The sequence below is a fragment of the Hahella sp. KA22 genome (genome assembly GCF_004135205.1).
In the GTDB taxonomy this organism is placed as follows: domain Bacteria; phylum Pseudomonadota; class Gammaproteobacteria; order Pseudomonadales; family Oleiphilaceae; genus Hahella.
This window is the reverse complement of the sequence record NZ_CP035490.1, coordinates 3,867,569-3,888,546: the sequence shown is the minus strand read 5'-3', so window position 1 is coordinate 3,888,546 and position 20,978 is coordinate 3,867,569. Positions and strand designations below refer to the sequence as shown.

Sequence of the window (20,978 nt, the reverse complement as noted above, 5' to 3'; positions counted from 1 at the left end):
TTATTAGCTGTCTATGAAAGAGGGAGTGTCTCCGTCTTTCATGTTTTTTGATATTTCTTCGCTATTCCATATTCTAAAATCTATTTTTTCCTCCTTTTTAAATCCAGTTGGGTCATCGTGTTCATTTTTGTATGATCTATTTTTTATCGATTGACCTTTCGGATACTTGCTTTTTAATTGAATGTCTAGATCGTCTATATCACTTATTAAATCATCAGAAGCTAAAGACCTCAGTCCTTGCCATCTATTGCGATTACTTCTCATTGCGTCACTAACAACAAAAAAGTCGACATCCCAACCCTGCTCATCTGTATAGGGTTTATCATTTTTGAAAGCAACGCTTTCATCGAATTTTACTCTCTGCTTCGCTTGACCAAGCTTGTGTGGTCCTTTCATGCCTGTGGTCATACTTCCTCTAAAGCCAACTTTGGCGCTAGGGTCCATTTCTTTGACTTTAGCAATGATTGATTTTAGCGCAGGCATTTGCGCTATATCTTCCATGATCAGCTTAGCCCTTTGTTGAGCTGATAACATGGCGTTATTTTTTATATCTAACTCTCGCAGGTAGTTAAACTCAGCTGCACGCTGTGCGATATTTTCAGCACTGTAAACACTGTCCTTGAGTGCAGGGGAAGTCGGAGGACAATCCCCTGGCTTCGCCGTCAACCCAAACGGGTCAACCCATCCCACCGGATTTGGCGCATATTGGTAGGCATTGGCGCCGCCCAGGAGGCCGATGGGGTCTTGGTTGATGAAGCGGCCGCTTTGGGGATCATAGTACCGGTGGCGGTTGTAATGGAAGCCGGTTTCTTCGTCGTAATACTGACCTTGGAAGCGTAGCGGGTTGTGGACGCTTTCCACGTCTTGCAACGCCAGGGCGCCGTAGGCTTTGTAGCGGGCGGACCAGACCAGGGTTCCTTCGGCGTCGGTCATTTCCTGGGGCGTGCCCAGGTGATCCAGGTGGTAGTGATAGACTTTTTCGTCCTGGATGAACGCCAGCGGACGGAAGGTGTCGGGTTCGTAGACGTAGACTTTGCGCAGGTGCTGGCGTTGTTCGGACAGCAGCACGTCGCCGTTCCACAGGAATTCCGTCTGCCCGAAGGCGTCCTGTTTTGAGATACGGCGGCCTAAAGCATCGTAACGGTACTCGGTGCGCTGGCCGTCTTTCTCCACCGCAATCAGCTGGTTCTGCTTGTTGTAGACGTAGCGGGTTTCCAGTTTGCCGCCTTTGCCGCGACGCTCCCGCACCAGGTTGCCAGCGTCGTCATAGTCGAAGTGGCGATCGCCATAAAAGTCCAACCGGTTGGCTTTTTTGGTGTGCGATACGCCTGACTGAGTGTCTGAGAGAATGTTGCCCGCCGGGTCGAAGTCGAACTGCTCATTGCAGTAACTCTCCACCTGCTTAAGGCGGTCCAGGGCGTCGTAATGGTAGCGGGTCGTCCCTTTCTGCAGATCGTCGATCAGCGCCAGATTGCCATGGTGGTCGTATTGGTAGCGACGGTCGATCAGTTGTGTTTTGTTCGCTTCATGGCCGACGCGATGGCGAGTCAGGCGACCCATCAGGTCGTATTCGTATTGGGACCGCAACGCGCCCTGCTGGCGGGCGACTTCACGACCCTGTGCGTCGCGGGTGATCTGCGTCAGCAGGTTGTCGTTGTAGCGGGCTTCGCTGAACAGGCCATGTTGATCGTAAGCGAAGTTAAGCCGGGTTCCGTCCGCTAACTGGGTTTGCGTGCGCAGTCCCAGGGGATCGTAATCATGCCGCAGCACATGCTGGTCCTGACGCTCTTCCGTTAGCTGCCCCAGGGCGTTGTAGGCGAAGCGCAGCTGTCGGTGAGGGTTGCTCGCTTCAGTGAGCCGTCCCGCCGCGTCATAGTGGAACTGGCTGATCTCACCGTCCGGACTGTGTTTTTCCCGCAGCCGGCCCAGCGGATCGCGGCTGAAGCGAGTGGTGTTGGCCTGTTCCGACGGCAGGTCGATGTGGACGCCTTCCAGATGAGAGAGCAAATGACCGGCGCGGTTGTACTGATACTCCTGAATGCGGCCGTCGAAGCCGATTTCCCGGATCAGACGCTCATTGCGGTCATAGCCCAGCTTGTAGCGCTCGCCCTTCTCGTTGATCAGGCCAATCAGGTTGCGTTCTTTGTCGTACAGGTACTCAAACACCTGTCCGTTGGGATCGATCTTTTTGCGCACCTGGGACAGGCCGTCGTACACGTATTCCGTGCAGCGACCGGCGGTGTCGATAAAGTGAGTGAGCTGGCTGTTGGCGTTGTAACGCAACTGCACGGCGGAGCCGTCCGGATGCTGCACGCGAGTGACGTTGCCGAGCAGGTCGTATTCGTACTCGGTGGTGCGCTGATCCGCGTCCACAACCGCGCCTATATCGCCGTCTTCGTTCAGCAGGTACTCGGTGCGGCGGCCGTTGACGCTTTCGCTGACTAATTGCGCCAGCGCATTCCAGACGAAGGTTTTTTCGTTGCCGGCGGCGTCGGTGATGGTCTGCGGCAGGCCGCGTTCGTTGTAGACATAGCGGGTCTGGTTGCCGAGGGGATCGGTGACGCTGGTCAGCAGCCCTTTGCCGTTGTACTCGCGACGCCAGCTATGGCCCAGCGGATTGATCATCTCCACCGGCTGGCCGCGGTGGTTGTAGCGGATTTTGTAAGACGCGCCAGTGGCGTCGGTCAGTTGCGTTAATAACCCCTGCTCGTCGTAAACGTAACGGGTGACGCCGCCTTCCGGGTCGATATGCTCGACCAGCTGGCCTTGTTTGTTGTAGGCCATGCGCGTGACCCCGCCCTCGGGATCGATTTCCTTGATGATCTTGCCGCGGTGGTCGTAATGATAAGTGGTTTTGCCGCCGTTGCTGTCGAAGGCGTGGGAGACTTTGTTCCGGGTGTCCCATTCGAAACGGTAATCGTAAATGCCGCGATCGCCCCACTGACGCAGACACTTGCCGCTGGGGCTGTACTGACTCCATTCAAAATAGAAGCTGAAACCGGTTTTCAGGGTGCGGCGGGTGATGACGTGATTCCGGTAAGCGTAGCTCTCGCTGGCGCCGGCCCGGTCTGCGGCGCGGATCAGGTCCTGCTGCTCATCGTATTCGTAAGTCGCCAGCGCGACGGCGCCGTTGGCCTGGATCGACTGGACTTCGCACATCAGTCCCTGGGCGTTGTGCAGGATATGCAGACGCGGTCCCCAACTGGCTTGCAGGAGGGTGATGGGGCGTTCGTAGCCGTCCACGTCCTGCCAGTAAGCAATGTCGATGCGATTGCCCAGGGCGTCCACCAGGGCTTCCAGGCGGTAGGCGCCATTGCCGCCGACGAAGACTTTATCCGGCTGTCCCAGCTGCTGCAGCGCATAGGTGTTTTCGTCCACCCGATGCAGGGTCATGCGCTCCGCGGCGTTGCGGCTGGACTGTTCGATCAGGGGACGCGGGAAGTCGATATAGCGGCCTTCGTCGCTGGTGAAAGTGATGCGGCCGTTGTCCTCTTCCAGGGTTTGACACAACAGGTGCGTCCAGCCGACGCCCAGGCCGCGCTGATGGTTGTTGGAGCTTTTATAGGTGCGCTTCCACACCAAAGGCATGGGACCGGGCAAGGTGAAATCCACCAGGTCCAGCAGCTCCTCGCCGGTGATCATGCTCACCGGATCGCCGCTGACGCAGGCTTCGTCGTTGGCGGTCTGGGTGTCGCCGTTATCGTTGTGGCCGCTGGCGTCGCTGACGGATGTTTCTTCAGGACTGGGCTCTGACGAAGCAGGAGGCGGCGGCGCGCCGTAGCTGGTTTTTTCGCTCTGGACGCTGGCCCAGCCCACATTGCCGTTGAAAGAAGGATGGCTTTCCGCCATGGGATTGGAGGCGGCCGCGCCGCCCGCGGCGGTTCCCGCCGGACGTTTCGGCGACGGCGTCTTCACCGGCTTCAGGCGGTTCAGCAATTGGGTGGCGGCGTGGGTGTTGGACTGCCCCGGCGTCAGCGTTTTGTTCTTCTCAACGATCAGGGGATGAAAAGGCTTTTCCGAACTATCCACAACCAGCAACACATTGCCATGGCGCGCTTCGCGAATCAGGGTGTTGCGCCAGGTGTTGAACGACGCTGCGGTGCGGCCGGGAAATTTGTTGGCGGTGGACTGGAAATGACTTCCCTGCAGCGAGGCGATAAAGGCGTCGAACTCTTTGCCGCGCCCGTCTCCGTCACTCAGACATTTTTCGATATAACCGATGGCGGTGGTGGGCGACTCAATGCGCGTCAACTCATCGGCGACGATATCCAAGTGATGTTTGACTTGGAAGCGACGGGGGTAATGCATGCAGGAAACATCCCTTGTTAAAGGCCACTGGGGCGGAGACGGATAAATGATAATTGGAAAAGCGACAAATCTGGCCGCATTGGCGACCGGGCGCGCTACATTGTACGTTTGGCCTGTTGGCGGCCCAATCCACCATTCGGCATATGCCATTGGGGAAAAGGCCCGTTGACCTGCTGGTAAGTGCTCTGACAAGAATGCGGGCGGGCCGCCCGCGCTCCCGGAGGAACCTTTAGTTCTGGGGGGCGGCCAGGGCTTGTTCCACCAGCGTATTCAGCTTGGCGAAGCGGTCGGAGATGGAGCCTTTGATTATGCCGGCGTCTCCCTGCAGCACATAGGCGTCGCGGGAAAGTCGTGGGTCCGCTGTGATGTCGAAGTATTCGATGCCCGGAAAGTGAGACAGGACATCCGGCAACGCCGCTTTCACTTGAGCTTCCATTTCTGGCGCGACATGGACTGTGACGCGATAGTCCTCGCGCAAGGACGCCAGGCCGGATTCAATCAGGCTCGCGATTTTCACCTCATCGCCGATATCGCCAAACAGTTTCTCCACGCTGAGCTTCACCAGCTCAATCAAATCCGATTCCGCCATCTGCAACATCTGATGGGCCCGCATACTGGCGGTGACCAGACGCTCCGCGCTTTCCTCTTTGGCCTTCGCCAAGCCGTCTTGATAGGCGTGTTCTAACACCTCCTGCGCCCGTCTTTTCGCGTCAGCCAGGATAGCATCCGCTTCGGCGCGGGCGGCGTCGATGAGCCTGTCCGCGTCATACCAGGACTGGTAATCAAACGCCTTAATAAGGCTATTTCTAACTTTAACTTTCTTTTGTATGTTTCTGATTAAAATGAAATTGGCTTCCATTTCGACATGACCTCTTGGGCAATTTTAAAGAGCAATCCCCTCGCCTTTTCCACGGCGTCAGGGTGGCCTGCATCCAACGTTATGTCGGGCATTTCATCATTTGTAGGACAATGCGCGAAGCAATGGGACTGTTGCTTGGAGAAGAAAAACGCCAGGCGTTTTTGCGCAGGTGGCGGCAGATTCGCTGACGCCGTCGCCAGCAACGTTACTCCCGCACATTGGATCATTTTATAGACTGCCGGCGCATCCTCGTCGGCCAGCGCGGGGATATGATCCCAGGCGGCGCCCACCATAAACTGAACCCGCTCCAAAGCGAAACAATAGCCCTCCTCCCCAAACGCGACTTTTAATTCGCGCTGACGACGTCCGCAAATGATTCGCTTCAAGCCCCGATGATGGAGCGCCAATCCCGCCCACATGGCGAGTTGAGGGATATTCAACGTAGTTTGCGTCAGCAACTGTAGTAATGGATCGGCAAACGCCTCCGTGTAGACGGGCTCTAAAGGCTCCGGCTGCTCCAGCAAAAAACGGTTCAGGGTTCTTGCGGCGTCAGACTGACGTCGCATGGCGGCTAATCGAGTAGGCGTCAGCCAGGGCGCGAACCAGCTGGCGTCAGCGTAAATGCCCGGGGCGCCGTTAAATCGGGCCGCCTGAATGAGAAGTTCTGCTCGCATTGACGAACTCACCTTGGGGTCACCGTGGACATTACGCCTGCTCTATGGCCAGTGTGTGAGCACTGCGTTGTTTTATACGTCGATACAGCAGCAGATTGCCGCCTAGAGCGCAGATCAACAGCAGCCCGCCTATGGCGAGCAATCCATACAGGCGATCGATCGAGCCGGCGGCCACATTTACGGAAAGCACGCTTTCCATCGTCGCGCCGCCAGCGACCGGCGCGGCCTGGGTCGGAAATAGCGCGACGGCGATGTTGTCATAGCTGAGCCCTTCAATGCTGTTGTTCACCAGCAACTTAATCTGCGGCACGAAATCGTCCAGATTGACAGTGCTTTCATACTTGATGAACACCGAGGCGGAGGACACTTGCAACGGCGCTTTTTTGTTCTCCACCTCCGGCATCACCACATGCACGCGGGCGGTAATCACCCCATCCAGTTGCGACAGGGTCGCGGCAATCTCCTGAGACAGGCCGTATATGTAGCGCGCCCGTTCTTCCAGAGGTGAAGAAATCAAACCGTCTTTCTTGAACAGCTCGCCAACGCTGGTGAAGTCATCGCGGGGGTATCCCCGGCTTTTGAGCAGACGGATCGCTTGGGACAACTGCGCGCGCTCAACGCTAAGAGCAACAGTCTGCCCTTTCTGGCCTGGGACTTTTTCCGCCTCCAGGCCCTCCTCCAGCAGAATCGACAGCATCTCCGCGCCTTCTTTCTCGGTCAGATCGCTGTACAGCGTCTCTTTACAGCCGCTCAGGACGAAGCCAAGCAGAAAGCCCAGCAAAAGCCGCATTCGACGAGAGAATCGGTATGGTGTGGATGTGTTTTTCATGGCTACTGACTCTTGAGCAACGTATCCAGGTTCTGCGTGCTCTTGCTGACGGTTTTACTGATAAGCTCACCCTGCAGCGTCAGTTGGGCGAGGTCCATCTGCAGCTTGAGCATATCGCTCATGTTAAGTGGGTCGGCGCTATTCAGGGTGAGCTGCATCGCCTCCACTTGTTGGTCATAGCCGGACTTTACGTTCTGCATGCCTTGCAGCACTTTATCTCCCAGTGTGCCTTCCGACGCCTCAACGCCCAAAGTCAAAGGTGAGCTGTCCGCTATTGAATTCGCCATACTGTCTGGTTGCAACTGTAGACTTTGCTGGAAATGCTCCAGCGCCGCCGGGTCAGCCGTCAGTTCCGGGGCGGCGAGTTGATCTGAATTGAGAAAATTCAGGCTGTATTGAATATTGATAGGGTCCATGGTTACCTGCCTTCTATTTCATGCTGAATGATGTCTCGCGCCAGTCTGGCGGCGGTGGCGTCCGGCGACTGGGACGCCTTGGCCAGCAGCGCCCTCGCCTCCTCTTCACAGCCCTGCTGCAACCAGATCAAACCTTGGAAACAGTTCAACACCGGGTCGCCGTTCTGGCCGTCTCCGACGCTATGTCCGCAGCCGCGCCCTGGTTCCTGCAGCCGCTCCGCCAACGCCAGCCCCAGGGTCGACGCGGGGTTGCCCGGTTTGATCCGGTTCACTGTCGTGAGCACTTTGCGAGCGTCATCGACAGCGCCTTCGAGCAACATGTCGAAGGCTTCCAGAGCCAGTTTGCGCAGAATTAATTTATCCAGAACCAAGTCGTCGATACTGGCGTCCATGTCTGCGCTCACTGCATTTTCTGCACGATGCTGGCGATGGTGTCCTTGAGGGACTTGATCGTCGTGCTCTGCAGGTTGGTGATCAGTCCCCACTCCTGGACCTTCTGCTGAAATTTGATCAGATCCGTGGAGTTATTGGGGTCCATGCTGTTGGCGAAGGAGCGCAATTCCTCCTCCTTCAATGTCGCCTGGCGACCCATCGCATCGTTGATTGCATCAAAATTGAACGCCATATCGGCTTCCTCCATCGTCTGTGTTGTTTATTCGAGTTTCGTTAAATAACGGGTTGTTAAATCCAGAGCGGTTAAATCGGCGGATCACCAGATCCACCGCCGCATCCAGATCCGCCAGCAGGTAATACTCTGACGGCTGGCATCCCACCCTCAGGCGCGCTTGCAGTTGCCGCTGATAATCCACCAGCAACTGCAGCCACTCTTGCGGCGTACGTTCGCTAAAGTTGTCTCCCATTTGCTTCTCCTGTGGTTCCGTTGTCATGGATCTGACGGGGCGCGCCGGAGCCGACGCGATACTTGATCAATTCCTCGCCGCGCCGCAGGACGACAGCGTCCTTGGCGACCTGTTCCAGAAAATAGCCATCGCTGACATGGGCTCCCAGGCCGTAACGGCGCCCGTTCGCCAGCACAAGATGGGGAACCGCGCCCAGGCTGACGCTACGAATCGCCAGCGTGGGCCGAGCGTCGGCGATGACAGCCAAGTCCAGTGTCCCGCCGAAGCGCTCCTGAAACTTGCGCTGCACTCTGCGCCACGCCTCGGAATCCTCCAGACGAATATCCGAGGTAATGGACAAACGCCCGTCTTGCGCATTGACCAGCACTTCCTTATCGAGCCCTTCCTCCTGCAACCACTGTTTCAGTTGATTCAGTCGGCTTTCCGGTCTCTCTACGCGGTCCTGAATGCGGGTCAGACCGGGAATGTCGGCAAGCAGCAACTCTTTTTGTCGTAACCAGTTGTCCAGATTCGCTTCGACGCCGCTGATCACCAGCTCGCCAGGCTGATCTGCGAGGCTGACAGCCAGATGTGATAACTGGAACTGTTGTAGCAGGGTTTCCGTTGAGCGTTTGACGCTCTCCATGACGCGGATATCCAGCTCGAACGGCGCATTCAGCGCCTGCAGACGCCGCTTCAGGTCCGCTGCTTGCGCCGCAGTATCGACGTATCCGCTGATCACCCACCTGTTCGCGCCGTTGCTCTGTCTCTGTGGATTGACGGCGAGTCCTTCGAAACGCCAGTCCTGAGCGACAATACCGGCGAGATCCAGGGACGCTTGCGGCTGGATAACGCCAGCGTCGAGAAAGCGGCTGTTGAAGATCACGCCGCCGGCGATGAAACACAGAAACACCGGTAGCATGAGTTTGGAGGTTCGTGGCAGTCCCCTGCGGACGTTGTCCCGACGCTTGTCCACGGGATCTTTCGCATGCTCCGACTCTGCTGCGGCGGGAAGATTAGACGCGTTTGCCTCAGCCACCTGATGCGGCTTCGGCAGTGAAATTTCCGGCCAACGCTGGTTGGTCGGGCCAAAACAGAAATGCAGCATCCCCAGAGAATAAATCGCGTAGACATCGACTTTTACATCCAGCTCGTCGACCTCCCGCCCTTCGCACAGCAACGCCACGCTTGTCTCATTGCCCGTCTCATTTGCTTCTTCCCGTAGCAGGCGCAGGCCGTCCACTGCCACATCCAGCGTAAACGCCAGCTCGGGCAGCAGCTTGTCGTGCAACACGATGTCTCCTTCGTCTGCAGAACCGACCCGGTAGGCGCGGTTTTCGAGACGCATTTCCGCGCCTGCGTGAGGCCCGGAGAGCAACTTGATCATCCACTGTGCGCTAGTCATTGCTGTACTTGTGTCCGGTTTATGAGTGAAGCGTTTGGGTTGCGGCGTAGCTGTATGGAAGTCGCCGCGCTTGTGTTAACAGTGCCGTAGCTTGTGTTAACAGTGCCTTAGAAAGGCGCCCGCAACCATATATCCACAGGCCTAATTGGGGCCTACGGCGTATTAAGTTCCGGCGCGGTGCTCAGATACTTGTTGATCAGGGATTCCAGCCGTTGGTTGTACTTAATTTCAGCCGTGTCGGAGCCGACGATGCGGGGTGAAATCAGAAACAGTCTGGCTCGTTTCTGCAGCTGGCTGCCGTCGGTACGGAACAGGCGCCCCAATAGCGGAATATCCCCCAGCACGGGAATTTTGCTGCGGGTGCTGGAATCCTGATTGAAGTAATAGCCGCCGACAAGCAGGCTGCCGTTGTCGTTCACCAGGGCTTCGGTGGTGATGATGCTTTTGCTGACGGCGGGTATGTCGTCCACCGCCTGTCCGGTCTGCTGGCCGTCTTCGATATTAATATTCAGATGAATTTTATCGCTGAGATCGCCTTTCACGATATGCGGCGTCACTCTGACCACTGAGCCGACGGATACCGGAAACAAGTCCACTTCCCGATCGCCCACCAGCCGCACGAAGAAGGTAGTGCTGTGATCCAACACCGCTTCGATGTTATCCAGAGTAAGAATCGTCGGCTGGGACAGCACGCTGGCGTCGCCATCTTCCGACAGAGCCCGAATGCGCGACAGAAACAGATCCTGCGGATTGGTCAGCAAGGTGGAGAAGTTAGCGCCGTCGCCCACCACGAAAGACAGCTCGTTAGGACTGCGCGGCAAAGCGCCTTGGGAGAGATCCGCATTGGTGAAACTGCCGTTGCGTCCATTGATCTGCCACTCAAACCCCATTTCGTTCAGACGATCCGTACTCACGTCGATAATCGAGACTTCAATCTCCACCTGGCTTCTAGGCTGGTCCAGAGAGTCGATGAGTTCCTGATAGAGGGACATTTTGGATTGGCGATCATGCACGATGACTGCATTCAGACGCTCGTTGGCGATGATATAGCCTGCCGTTTCCGAGTTGACGCGGCTCTCCTCGCTTCGCACGGAAGCAACCTCTCGGTTGGCCTCCTGAGAGGGCGTAATTTCCGTCGGTCCGTAACGCCCCTGAGCCAGTCCTTGCCCTTTCAGTTTGGGAAGGGTTCTCGGCGCAATTGCGTTGACGGTCGGTTCAGATATGCGACGACCTAGAATCGCTTGTAACGAGGAAGCCACACCGGGAACCGCTATTCTTTGGCCGCCAATCACCATGGAGCGATCATCCGCCCAGGCGTGCTTGAGTTCAAACACCTGCACCACAAAGGCGTCGCCGGTTTTGGGCTTGCCCTGTTGTCCAGAGCGCAGAATATCCGCCACTTCCTGAACCAGCTGGGTATAACGGGGCGGCCCGGACACCATTACGATTCCTTCCCCGGGAATGGCTCTGAGAGTATAGCGTCGGTCCAGCACGCCCAGGTTCGTCAGGGTTTTGATCAGGCGTTGAGATGAGACGTCCTGCAGATGAATCAGATCTGTCTCCACTTCACTGGCGCCGTATACGTAGAGCACCTGGCCGTCGTAGTACCACAGCAGGCTGTGCAGCTTGGCCAGTCTGTCGATAAAGTCTCGGGCTGGCGCTTTTTCGAAGCGGCCGTTGACCACGCCCTGCACTTTATCGCTGACCACCACCGGCGTGTTGATCGCAGCGGCGAACTGCTGCAACAACTCCTGGATGGGCTCATTTTCCGCATAATGGGCGTAGCTGAGTTTGGCCCACGGCCAGCCCTCAGCGCGCACCGCCGCATTCGACAGGCACATTAACAATACGATTAATGACAGTAGCGGCCTCATCTTCTATTCCTCTGGTTTGTGCAGGCTAAGCAGCCTTGTGGATTCAAACTGAAGTCAGATTAGAGGGGTGGACGGTTTGGCCATATCAGCCTACCGATGTATTTGTGCAACATGGCGGAAAGACAAAAAGCCAGCGCCATCAAGTCTCGCCAATATCTATCTCACCACTGACGAGCCTGGATGACGCTCAAATCATCGCCTCTTAGCTGGAGAAAATATTCATGCGATTTAGAAACGACATAAAGTTCGCGGCGCCAGCCTGCAGGCTGCTGCTTATGGTTTTCTGGAATTTATCCATCAGGTTCGGGTTGGCGGTGGACGCGGATTTCAATACCGCCTTGTAAACGTCGATCTGCTGATCATTGTTTAGGTCATCGAATCGCGTATTCGCGTCTAATTCCTGATCCCTCACCAACTGCGCCGTCTTCCTGTCTATCAAACCATCGAACCCCAATCCTTCTTTCTTCATAAAGACTGAAAGCTGACGGCCGAAGAAGGAAAGCTGATCGCGGGTTTCCTGCATGGTGACGTTTCTTTGCAGAGACGCGCCCACACTCAGTTCTCCCCACATCCGATTGTGCTCCCGGGACTCATCCAGAGGCGGTAGATCATCGAACTGCGCCAGTTTTTCCAGTGCGATGATTTCTTTTTCCTGCTGCAAACGGATATTAAAGTCATGCTCAGTCCCAGGTACGCCATCAGACCAATTGTCAGTCCGTTGTCGCGCATTATCTTGAGCTTGCCGGACTTCATCCGCGCTTAAATTATCAACATCAAACGCCAGAAAGTCCTGAAACTGCCCCGCCACCTGCGCCGCGTCGCCTGTAGCGTGATGCGTCCCGCTAAAAGAGGTCAAGGCCTGCTCCTTGAGCCGCTCATGGTGATTGGCCCGATCCATATCGTTAAAAAGAGTCTCCGCATTGCCTTCCATACGAGAGAGCGGAACCCTGTAATTCTGCTCCCGAACGGACATATCCCGCAGTGGATTGTTCGGCAGTCGGTTGTACACCGCCGCCCTGAAATTTGCGGCGCCTTCAAAAAAGCCGCTGAACATGGAGCGGCCATTCTGGTCCTGCTGCGCCACAGGATTTGGGTTATGCGCCAACACAGGAACCCCCGCCCCGGGTTGGTTAGCCACACCACCGCCAGCCTGAACATGATCTTGAGGGGCGATTGGCCCTACGCCACCGCCGTCACCAATAGTCATAATAAATACCTCGCCTTATCGATCTTAAAGAAAATGACTGATATGGCGCCGCAAGTAGAGAAAACTGCGGGCCATAAAGGCAAAGTAATCAGGGTGGGAAGAGACAGGTATCGGTCGGTGGATCTATTTTTTCTGCTCGGTGTTTGTGGATAAACTGCGCCACTAGAGAGAGGCTATTTGTCCGCCAAATTAATAACGGAACGCAGAATAGGTTTTTTTTAGGCTCTGGCGCGACGGTTTGTTGAGCCCTTAACGGCGTTTCCTCGCGACAAGGAAATACACATCTTTCGTCGTCTCGGGCATCCATTTGTAATCAAACTCAAACCCTGCCCTTTCCATGCTCGCTTCAAGGCCTTTGCGGGACAGAAACTTAACGTAAGGCATGAGTCTCAGTAGCCTGCCCACGGGGGTGATAAGCCGCAAATAGGGCCGCGTATCCGATAAACATGCCGTGTTGCTAATGAAAACACCGCCTGGTTTCAATAACCTGTACACCTGTTGTATCGCCTGATCTGGATCGCGCAATAAGTGCAGAATATTCAACCCAAGAATCGCATCATAAGATTCTGACTGCCCGCTATAGTCGTCCAACGTCGCCACATCGAATCTTAATCCCGGGACAGATTGATCGCGCAGTTTCGCTCTGGCGATATCTATCATTTTTGAGGATGCATCCGTCGCCAGGTATTCAGCTACCCGAGGCGCATGCACTAGCGCCGTCGAGCCAGTCCCGCAGCCAAATTCCAGGACGCGCATGTCGGCGCTAAAAAACTGTTGGGTAACGGCTAGCTTTTTCTCGTAGGCGCTAACATCGGTCACTGGCCTTCTGGCGTATCGTTCAGCGGCGTTGTCCCAGAATTTAATTGAGAAGTCCATCTGAGTCCTTTTGGTTGTTGGCGATTAACTATTAGGATTTTACCTATACGTAGTTATTGCTAACATTGCTGAATATGAATGATGGTTATGCATATTTGTATGGAATGGCGTCCGGTAAATTTTGATTGGAACCAGGCGCGGGCATTTCTGGTTACAGCGGAAGAGGGATCTCTTTCCGCCGCCGCTCGCGCACTGGGCATTTCCCAGCCGACACTGAGCAGGCAGGTGAGCGCACTCGAAAAAGAGCTTAGCGTCGCACTGTTCGAACGAGGGGCAAAAGGACTGGAGCTAACGCCTAATGGGTTGGCGTTGTTAGGCTATGTCCGCGCTATGGGCGAGGCGGCGGGAGGTCTATCCATGGCGGCGTCGGGTCATGCCCGATCGGTGGAGGGAACAATAGTTATTTCCGCCACAGAGGTGACGGCCGCCTTTATCCTGCCTTCCATCATCATGAAGCTGAGAGCGCTATATCCCGGCCTCCATATCGACATCATCGCATCCAATATAGCCAGCGATTTAAAACGTCGGGAAGCGGATATCGCCATCCGCGCGTTCCGCCCTACTCAACCGGATTTAATCGCCAGAAAACTCAGCGATATAAAAGCAGCGCTTTATGCCGCGCCAAGCTACCTGGACAGGATCGGCCGTCCGAAAACTCCAAAGGAATTCAGCAACGCCCATTTCCTGGGTTTCAGCACCAACAATGACGCCTATATCAAGGCGCTGAAAGAGCATGGATTTGAACTAAGCGACAAAAACTTTCCAGTGAAGACTGACGGCCACTTAGCTCACTGGGAAATGACCAAACAAGGCCTCGGCATCGGCATCGGCGCCATGCCAATTGAAATTGGCATGGCGCCGTCAGTCGAAAGAGCCCTTCCTAATTATGAAGCATTCAAAGGCGAAAGCTGGCTCGTTTCTCATCGAGAACTGAAAATGAACCTGAGAGTCAGAACCGTTTTTGACTTTTTGGTGGGGGAATTGTCATAGTTTACAAAAAGCCAGACTCAGACACATTAACGCCTAGCATCAATTACAATTTAGATATACGTTTGAGTCCTTTTTAATAAAGAATACATTACAAAACTCCGAATCGAGATTCTCAACGTTATTAAACAGAATATTTATCCCTGAAAATTTTTCAGGCTTGTCATAGATATCGTGTTCTTCCGCGGCATAACTTCCATATATCTCTTCAACATCTTCATTAAAGCTAAGACTTACAAAGGCTCTAACAAAACCGTGATGGCCTTCCACAGACCTTTTTAGTTCAGGTAAAGCAGCTATCTCCACCGGCAACTCTTTCAATTCATTCGCGCTCAGATCCAACATGGTTAATTTCGTCATCATTCCAATTTCTCTAGGTATCTCCCTCAATTTATTACCCGATAAAGAAAGACCTACAAGAGCATCAAAACTTCCAATTTCTTCTGGAAGAACGGATATTTTATTCATTGATAGATCCAATATCCTGAGCTCCTCATTGTTTTTTAGCTGAACAGGGAACTCTCTAAAATCATTCAGGGAAACAATTATTCTCCGAAGAGACTTCAACCTTTCTATCTCTTTAGGCATGAAACCAATACGATTATTAGACGCAAATATATCTTTTATACTGGTCAATGATAACAAAACGGCAGGAAACTCAGAAAAATTATTATCATCAATATATATTTGCCTCAATTTCTTTAGCATAGCAATTGACTTTGGCAACTCAGAAAGAGAGTTATTTCCCAACCTTAATATCCGAACATGCTCCATTTCCATAAAGGCATCTTCCGGGAGACTTCTTATATTCATGCCTTCTAAATCTAGAATTATACTCTTCTTTAGTCTATTTAGCGTGATGCAGGAAGCGACACTAGCTTCTGAAGGCTCATCCGCATCACATAGTTTAGAAAGTTCCCTCAGTTGAACCTGAGAATACTGAGGAGCTGTCGAAGGCCCTATTTTTTGGGGATCGGATTGCCCACATCCTGCAAGCAGGATGAGTATAGTCAGAGTTAGAGCACGCTTAAGCATAGAAAAGCCATGTTACCCGTGTTTATAAGCCATTGGTAATATCCAGGAAATCCTGCTGGGCGATGAATAATTGACCTAAGCTCGTAACTGTTAACCAATATATTAGAAAAAGTTTCTAACTCATTATAACCCAGTTCTATATGATATAATTTTTAATATTTGAAACAAATAAAGGTAGAATTGACAGTGATTTTTCAACAAGGTTTAGCACTAATAAATTTAAATAACCATCATCCAGAAAGACTCTAAATCCATTTTTCTCGTTAAAGTATTATTCAAAACATCTTTTTGCAATTAACCGATACTTTACTGTCCAGTTTCATAAAAAAGACATCGCAGAATTCTTTATCAAGGACTGCAACTTCATTAAAGAGAAGATTTATACCTGAGTATCTACTGACAGGCAGTGTTGTTTGATATCCCTTTAGCAGAGAAACCCCATATATTTCTTCTCCATCTTCCTCAAAACCAAGCGCCGTAAGATTATTCACAAACCCACTATGCTCTTCTACATGCTGAGTCAAATTTGGAAGCCTTGCTATTGTTACAGGCAATGTTTTTAGTTTATTTGCACTTAAATCCAACATGGTTAAGTTGGAAAGCGCCCCAATCTCCTCAGGAACCTCTTCTACCTTGTTATCAGCCAGAGATAACCCTATAAGACTAGACATACCACCTATTTGTTTAGGCACACGCGAAATAGAGTTTGACGCCAAATCGAGAATTTTAAGATTAGGCATTTCAGAAAACACAGTCGGAAACTCTTCCAATTTGTTAAATGAAAGAATAATTCTTCTAAGCTTTTTAGAATTCTTCAAACCTTGATCAACTTTAGTTACCGAATTATGGGAAATATAAATATCTCTAAGCCCATCTATCTCAAACAACTCTTCTGGAACTGACTCAAACTTATTCCAATCCAACGTGATAACTTTTAGATCAACGAGCTCTTTTATTGATTCAGGAAGTGCTGAAATTGAATTCTCATTGAGAAACAACTGCCGAATATGACTCATCCCGTCAAAGATATCTTCTGGTAACTTTCCAATTTTTATCCTACTCAAGTCCAGTGTGTGAAAATGACTATATTTATTTAATTTTATACAAGCATTCAGTTCTTTCATCGGGGCATTTCCACCCCGATTCTTACAAACATCGATAAGTTTCTGAACCTCAGCCTCAGAATACTGAGGAGCATTATTAGCCTCAGGTTCAGCTTTTTGAGGTTCGGATTGTCCGCATCCGGCAAGCAGAGTGAATATCATTAGAGCTAGAGTGCGCTGAAGCATAGAAAGGCCTTGTTTAACAGTGTTTATATAAATTGAGACGATAATCGGCGGAATTCTTCTCTCCGCGAGCGCCAAAGGTGATGGATGTTATCACTCATGATTGCTTCAGCATAATCCTTCATAGAACAACGGCCTATAACCTATTCGTATAAACAAGCCGGCTTACCAAGTTGAGTTTGCTTCTGGAATCTAAAGCACATAAAAGGCATGAATCTGGGAGGGATATTGTTTTAATGCCTTCTTGCATGTTGTGTTCCGAAAGAATGAGACAAAAGTATTTTTATCCTAACGATAGATAAGCACTTGTCTCAATCGGCAAACTGGCGGGGGCTATATGGCTGATAGGGAAGACCCTAGATGGTGATAAAAAATACTTCAGGCGGTCTGACATCCTAACCGGGTTTTGCCAGACCTCAATAATGTTATTTCTCTTGCTTGTTAATCCCCAACCACCATCTACACTCCTTTAACAGCCATCTGATACGGCATGGCGGGTATCTGATTAACCAAAGGGAGTGTGTTATGACGAACAGCAGCAAATCCGACGACCAGATTGTTTACGCCAAGATTCATCCCTCCATCGGCATCGCTCGTGTTGGTAATTCCCTCGCAGAAGACGGTTTTTATATTGGGCCGCAGGTGTCGAACCCGCCCCCCAAGGAACCCGGTGAATATCGCGACGCAACTGGCGCGTTGAAGCGCGAAGTGGCGGAGTTCCGCATTTATGGATATGACGGCAATGGACAGGTTGTGCGGGAGTTGTCGATCGACGATGTAACCCAGATTGAGTGGACGGTGGAGCTGGCCAACCATAAGGCTGCCTGGTACAACTTTGAACTGGCGCTGGATATCCCGGAGGCCGCAGCGGCGACGCCCAGCACCTTGCGTAACGCCAGCGTTAAAGACCGTAGCGAGCTATCTATTACTCCCGGCCCCCGTTCTATCAACACCCCCTCCAGCTACGGCCCGGAGTATCAGTTTCGGGGCGGCAAGTTCATGGGAATAGATGTCCCGCTGGGAGAATTGCGTACTGACTCCACCGGTCGCCTTCTGGTGTTCGGCGGGCATGGAAAATCCGCCTCATATGATGGCAAACCGCCCACTACCTTCGCCAACAACGATGGCTGGTACGACGACACCAGTGATGGCCCAGTCACCGCTTCAGTCGTGTTTAATGGTAGAAAACTGGATGTGGCGCCGGCCTGGGTGGTGGTCGCTCCTCCGAATTATGGGCCGCAGCAAAAGTCCGTGCGCACCATGTACGCATTGATGACAGATCTGGCGATCAACGCCGGCATGGCGCCCGCCCCCACCTGCCCTTCCTTTCAGAATGACATCCTGCCTGTCCTGAAAGCCATGTGTGACTTGCAGTGGATGAACGCTGGATTTGCAGCAGGTTTCGGATTCGGTATGCCGCAACATTTTCTCGACCCTGACTATCTGCGTAAGCTTTCCATGCCCGGCGATGACTACGCCGAGCTGCGGCGGACCGTCGCCAACGCATTTCGCCATCCCGGCCGCAATGACATCTCCATGAACCTCTGGCCCTGGGTGTATGGTGACGCCATGAACATCCCCATGCCACCGGTCACCAACGCTATGAACGCATTGACGGAAACCCAGCTGGCCATGCTGGGATACTGGGCGCAGGGACAATTTGAGTCAGATTACGATCCGGACGCCAACCCGCCCCGCTCCATCGACGACGTGCCGATCAGCGAGCAGCCCGCCTGTCTGGACAAAGCTGCGTTGGAATTCTGTCTGGCGGACGCTTTTCACCCCGGCTGTGAAATGACCTGGCCAGTGCGTCACGCCACCATGTATAGCGAGCCCTATCGGTGGCGTCACCGCGCGGCCAATAATCCAGAACCAAACTACGGCAGCACGCTCACCTCGGCGGAAGCCTTGTCCTATAACGGGCCGCTCTATGCCCAGTTCCCCGGCTCCATCACCCGCTGGATGGCGATTCCCTGGCAGACCGATACAGCAAGCTGCCGGTCCGGCTATGACTCGCAATACGATCCTTATTTGCCCACCTTCTGGCCTGCGCGGGTGCCGAATCAGGTGTTGAGCGAAGAGAACTACAGCAAGGTGATGGATACCGGCCTGACCCGCCAGGAGCGTATCGCCGCCTATCAAGAGCGCTCGGATTGGGATCGCACCCTTGGCGTCGGTTACGACAACCAGTTGGCGAACATGATTGATCGCTTCCCGGAAATGGGCATTGTGGAAGTCCGTCCCGGCGTGCCCAATGACCCGGATTTCCCGCCGGTCATGCAGGTCGAGGATCGCGGCGGTCCCGATATGACGAAAGAAGAACGTCGCCTCACCGATCACGCCATGCGCCGTGAGCTTATGCGACAGAAAGCGCCACGGCGATAGCGGTTAATGGCGTCAATGACAGCAAGCGCGCAGGATGAGCGCCGCTGGGACGTCATTATTCTAGGCGCTGGCCCCGCCGGTTCTGCGCTGGCGAGGCTCCTGCGTCCGTCTCATGACGTGCTGGTGATTGAGCGGCGCACAACCGGAGAGACCGGTCCACGCATTGGCGAGTCGCTCCCCGGCGCCGCCAGCGTACTGTTGCGCAAGCTGGGTTTGTGGGAGCGCTTCCTGGAAGGCTCCCATTTGCAGCGGGGCTCCGCGTTATCGGTTTGGGACACAGAGACGCCGGTGTGGAGCGACGCGTTATTTGACCCTTGCGGGCCTGGTTGGCTGTTGGATCGACGCGGATTCGACCGTCTGTTATATGAGGGCGCGCTCGAATCCGGCGCCTGCATTCTGCAGGGCCTCCGGCAGTACGACATTGAGCGAAGTGATGACGCCTGGTCAATACGACTGGCTCAAGACAACCTCGTGCATACTGCACCCGTGCTGGTAGACGCCACTGGTCGCTCTGGCGCCATTGCCCGTCGTTTAGGACTGCCGCGTCAGGCTGACGACGATCTGCTTTGCGCCTTCACGTTTTTGCCTTGTCTTCCCAACGATCAGGAAGCGACGCTGCGCACCTGCGCGGACGAAAACGGCTGGTGGTACAGCGCACGCATTCCTCACGGGAAACGGGTGCTCGCCTATCATTTTGACGCCCATGATCCATTGCGACATCAGTGGCGGGAAGCAGGCGCTTTTCTGGCGCTCGCTCGCCGCCATCCCATTCTGCGGGAAGTCATGACAGAGTCAGAACCGGAATCCCTGCGCTATCATCCCGCCGGCGCCGCAATACTGGATCTGACCGCTTCCAAGACACAGGCGCGGGCGCAGCAAGGGTTTCTGGCTATCGGCGACGCCCTGATTTCGTTCGATCCAATCTCCTCTCAAGGACTGTTTCATTGTCTGGCGAGCGCCGTCAGCGCCGCCAACGCCATTAAAGAAGGTTTCCCCTTTCAAGCCGGCGCCTGGCAGGCCTATCGCGGTGAAATGCTGCGCGTGGCGGAACGCTATCTCAAGCATCTGGCGCTGACATACGTCGGGCCGGAGAGATTCGCGTCTTTCACATTTTGGGCTAAGCGGCGGGAAGGCAATGGTGATTTATTAGACAGGCCGTACGCCTCCATGCCGGCATCTAATAAGGGAGAACCCTTAGCGCCATGAATAGGGGTTGCATAAGCTAATTGTAAAAAGTATAAGTCACCTTTTGAGCGACTGAGCGCGCTCAACTACACTTCGAGACTATCCCCCCTTAAGGAGTAACTTTTCCATGAAGGCCTTGAAAAATGCAGCGCTGGTTGCGCTGACCATTATGGTTTCCGCTTGCGCCACTGAAAGCCACCGCGCCATCGAACCCCAGAAAGTCGCCTCTTACGGCACCTCCTACAACGGCGAACGCACCACCATGGTGGTCGGCAATTTCCAGAACCGCTCCAACTATATGCAAGGGCTGTTTTCATCGGATACAGACCGCTTGGGCAATCAGGCCAAATCCATCCTGAAAACCCACATGCAGCAGACTCAGCGTTTCAATCTGGTGGATCGCGACAATATGCAGGAGCTGCAACAAGAAGCGCAGATCGCAGGCGTTAAACAGAAGATCGCCGGCGCGCGTTACGTTATTTCCGGCAGCGTCACGGAATTCGGCCGTAAGGAAGTGGGTGACAGACAACTGTTCGGTCTTCTGGGCCGCGGCAAGCAACAAGTGGCTTACGCGAAAGTCGCCTTGTCTGTGGTTGACGTAGAAACCTCCGCCATCATTTATTCCACCCAGGGCGCAGGCGAATATGAACTGAGCAACCGCGAAATCATTGGCTTCGGCGGCACTGCCGGCTATGACGCCACGTTGAACGGCAAGGTATTGAACTTCGCCATTACCGAAGTGGTCAACAACCTGGTTCGTGACCTGGATTCAGGCTCACTGAGACTGAAATAACCGCTTACATTCGCTGTCAG

The 20,978-nt window shown here is 53.6% G+C and carries 18 protein-coding genes; 4 read left to right on the top strand and 14 right to left on the bottom strand.

Translation table 11 applies throughout. The features are described from left to right. Positions 1 to 3 precede the first annotated feature (3 nt). From EUZ85_RS17345 to EUZ85_RS17290, 12 genes are all read right to left on the bottom strand, one after another. The gene (locus EUZ85_RS17345; protein ID WP_127970473.1) at positions 4 to 4,308 is read right to left on the bottom strand and encodes an RHS repeat-associated core domain-containing protein; all 4,305 of its coding nucleotides are present in this window, start codon (positions 4,306 to 4,308) and stop codon (positions 4 to 6) included. A 229-nt stretch (positions 4,309 to 4,537) separates the two neighbouring features. Beyond that, positions 4,538 to 5,167, bottom strand: coding sequence for a type III secretion system stator protein SctL (sctL, locus tag EUZ85_RS17340; protein WP_127970472.1), 630 nt, complete (start codon positions 5,165 to 5,167; stop codon positions 4,538 to 4,540). Continuing rightward, positions 5,146 to 5,841 (bottom strand): SctK family type III secretion system sorting platform protein, encoded by a 696-nt coding sequence (locus tag EUZ85_RS17335; RefSeq protein ID WP_127970471.1) that lies wholly within the window; start codon positions 5,839 to 5,841, stop codon positions 5,146 to 5,148. The genes sctL and EUZ85_RS17335 overlap by 22 nt, the downstream gene beginning before the upstream one ends. Before the next feature lie 31 nt (positions 5,842 to 5,872). Then, positions 5,873 to 6,670 (bottom strand): type III secretion system inner membrane ring lipoprotein SctJ, encoded by a 798-nt coding sequence (sctJ, locus tag EUZ85_RS17330; RefSeq protein ID WP_127970470.1) that lies wholly within the window; start codon positions 6,668 to 6,670, stop codon positions 5,873 to 5,875. Positions 6,671 to 6,672: 2 nt separating this feature from the next. Next, entirely contained in the window at positions 6,673 to 7,086 is a 414-nt protein-coding gene (gene sctI / locus EUZ85_RS17325) for a type III secretion system inner rod subunit SctI (protein ID WP_127970469.1), read from the bottom strand. A gap of 2 nt (positions 7,087 to 7,088) precedes the next feature. After that, positions 7,089 to 7,490: a hypothetical protein gene (locus EUZ85_RS17320; RefSeq protein WP_127970468.1), complete on the bottom strand. Its 402-nt coding sequence runs from the start codon at positions 7,488 to 7,490 to the stop codon at positions 7,089 to 7,091. Further along, entirely contained in the window at positions 7,487 to 7,711 is a 225-nt protein-coding gene (locus EUZ85_RS17315; RefSeq protein ID WP_127970467.1) for an EscF/YscF/HrpA family type III secretion system needle major subunit, read from the bottom strand. The genes EUZ85_RS17320 and EUZ85_RS17315 overlap by 4 nt, the downstream gene beginning before the upstream one ends. Continuing rightward, the gene (locus tag EUZ85_RS17310; protein ID WP_241567067.1) at positions 7,695 to 7,946 is read right to left on the bottom strand and encodes a hypothetical protein; all 252 of its coding nucleotides are present in this window, start codon (positions 7,944 to 7,946) and stop codon (positions 7,695 to 7,697) included. Before EUZ85_RS17310 ends, EUZ85_RS17315 begins: the two co-directional genes overlap by 17 nt. Beyond that, on the bottom strand, positions 7,930 to 9,330 hold the full coding sequence (sctD, locus tag EUZ85_RS17305) for a type III secretion system inner membrane ring subunit SctD (RefSeq protein ID WP_127970465.1): 1,401 nt from the start codon (positions 9,328 to 9,330) through the stop codon (positions 7,930 to 7,932). The genes EUZ85_RS17310 and sctD overlap by 17 nt, the downstream gene beginning before the upstream one ends. Before the next feature lie 152 nt (positions 9,331 to 9,482). Beyond that, positions 9,483 to 11,204: a type III secretion system outer membrane ring subunit SctC gene (sctC, locus tag EUZ85_RS17300; protein WP_127970464.1), complete on the bottom strand. Its 1,722-nt coding sequence runs from the start codon at positions 11,202 to 11,204 to the stop codon at positions 9,483 to 9,485. 202 nt (positions 11,205 to 11,406) lie between these two features. Beyond that, positions 11,407 to 12,411: a hypothetical protein gene (locus EUZ85_RS17295; RefSeq protein ID WP_127970463.1), complete on the bottom strand. Its 1,005-nt coding sequence runs from the start codon at positions 12,409 to 12,411 to the stop codon at positions 11,407 to 11,409. A gap of 249 nt (positions 12,412 to 12,660) precedes the next feature. Then, the gene (locus tag EUZ85_RS17290; protein ID WP_127970462.1) at positions 12,661 to 13,287 is read right to left on the bottom strand and encodes a bifunctional 2-polyprenyl-6-hydroxyphenol methylase/3-demethylubiquinol 3-O-methyltransferase UbiG; all 627 of its coding nucleotides are present in this window, start codon (positions 13,285 to 13,287) and stop codon (positions 12,661 to 12,663) included. Between the two features lie 87 nt (positions 13,288 to 13,374). Here EUZ85_RS17290 and EUZ85_RS17285 point away from each other — a divergent pair, with 87 nt between their 5' ends. Then, a complete protein-coding gene (locus tag EUZ85_RS17285) occupies positions 13,375 to 14,277 on the top strand; it encodes a LysR family transcriptional regulator (RefSeq protein WP_127970461.1) in 903 nt (300 codons plus the stop codon). Between the two features lie 39 nt (positions 14,278 to 14,316). On the opposite strand, the gene EUZ85_RS17280 is transcribed toward EUZ85_RS17285, so the two are convergent. Continuing rightward, positions 14,317 to 15,309: a leucine-rich repeat domain-containing protein gene (locus EUZ85_RS17280; RefSeq protein WP_127970460.1), complete on the bottom strand. Its 993-nt coding sequence runs from the start codon at positions 15,307 to 15,309 to the stop codon at positions 14,317 to 14,319. Positions 15,310 to 15,584: 275 nt separating this feature from the next. Next, positions 15,585 to 16,598, bottom strand: coding sequence for a leucine-rich repeat domain-containing protein (locus EUZ85_RS17275; RefSeq protein ID WP_127970459.1), 1,014 nt, complete (start codon positions 16,596 to 16,598; stop codon positions 15,585 to 15,587). 522 nt (positions 16,599 to 17,120) lie between these two features. On the opposite strand from EUZ85_RS17275, the gene EUZ85_RS17270 reads away from it, so the two are divergent. From EUZ85_RS17270 to EUZ85_RS17260, 3 genes are all read left to right on the top strand, one after another. Next, complete coding sequence (locus tag EUZ85_RS17270; RefSeq protein ID WP_127970458.1) at positions 17,121 to 18,980, top strand: LodA/GoxA family CTQ-dependent oxidase; 1,860 nt, start codon at positions 17,121 to 17,123, stop codon at positions 18,978 to 18,980. Positions 18,981 to 18,995: 15 nt separating this feature from the next. Next, positions 18,996 to 20,186 carry an NAD(P)/FAD-dependent oxidoreductase gene (locus EUZ85_RS17265; protein ID WP_127974501.1) on the top strand — a complete coding sequence of 397 codons (1,191 nt, stop codon included), beginning with the start codon at positions 18,996 to 18,998 and terminating at the stop codon, positions 20,184 to 20,186. A gap of 106 nt (positions 20,187 to 20,292) precedes the next feature. Continuing rightward, the gene (locus EUZ85_RS17260) at positions 20,293 to 20,958 is read left to right on the top strand and encodes a CsgG/HfaB family protein (protein WP_127970457.1); all 666 of its coding nucleotides are present in this window, start codon (positions 20,293 to 20,295) and stop codon (positions 20,956 to 20,958) included. The last annotated feature ends 20 nt before the right edge of the window (positions 20,959 to 20,978 follow it).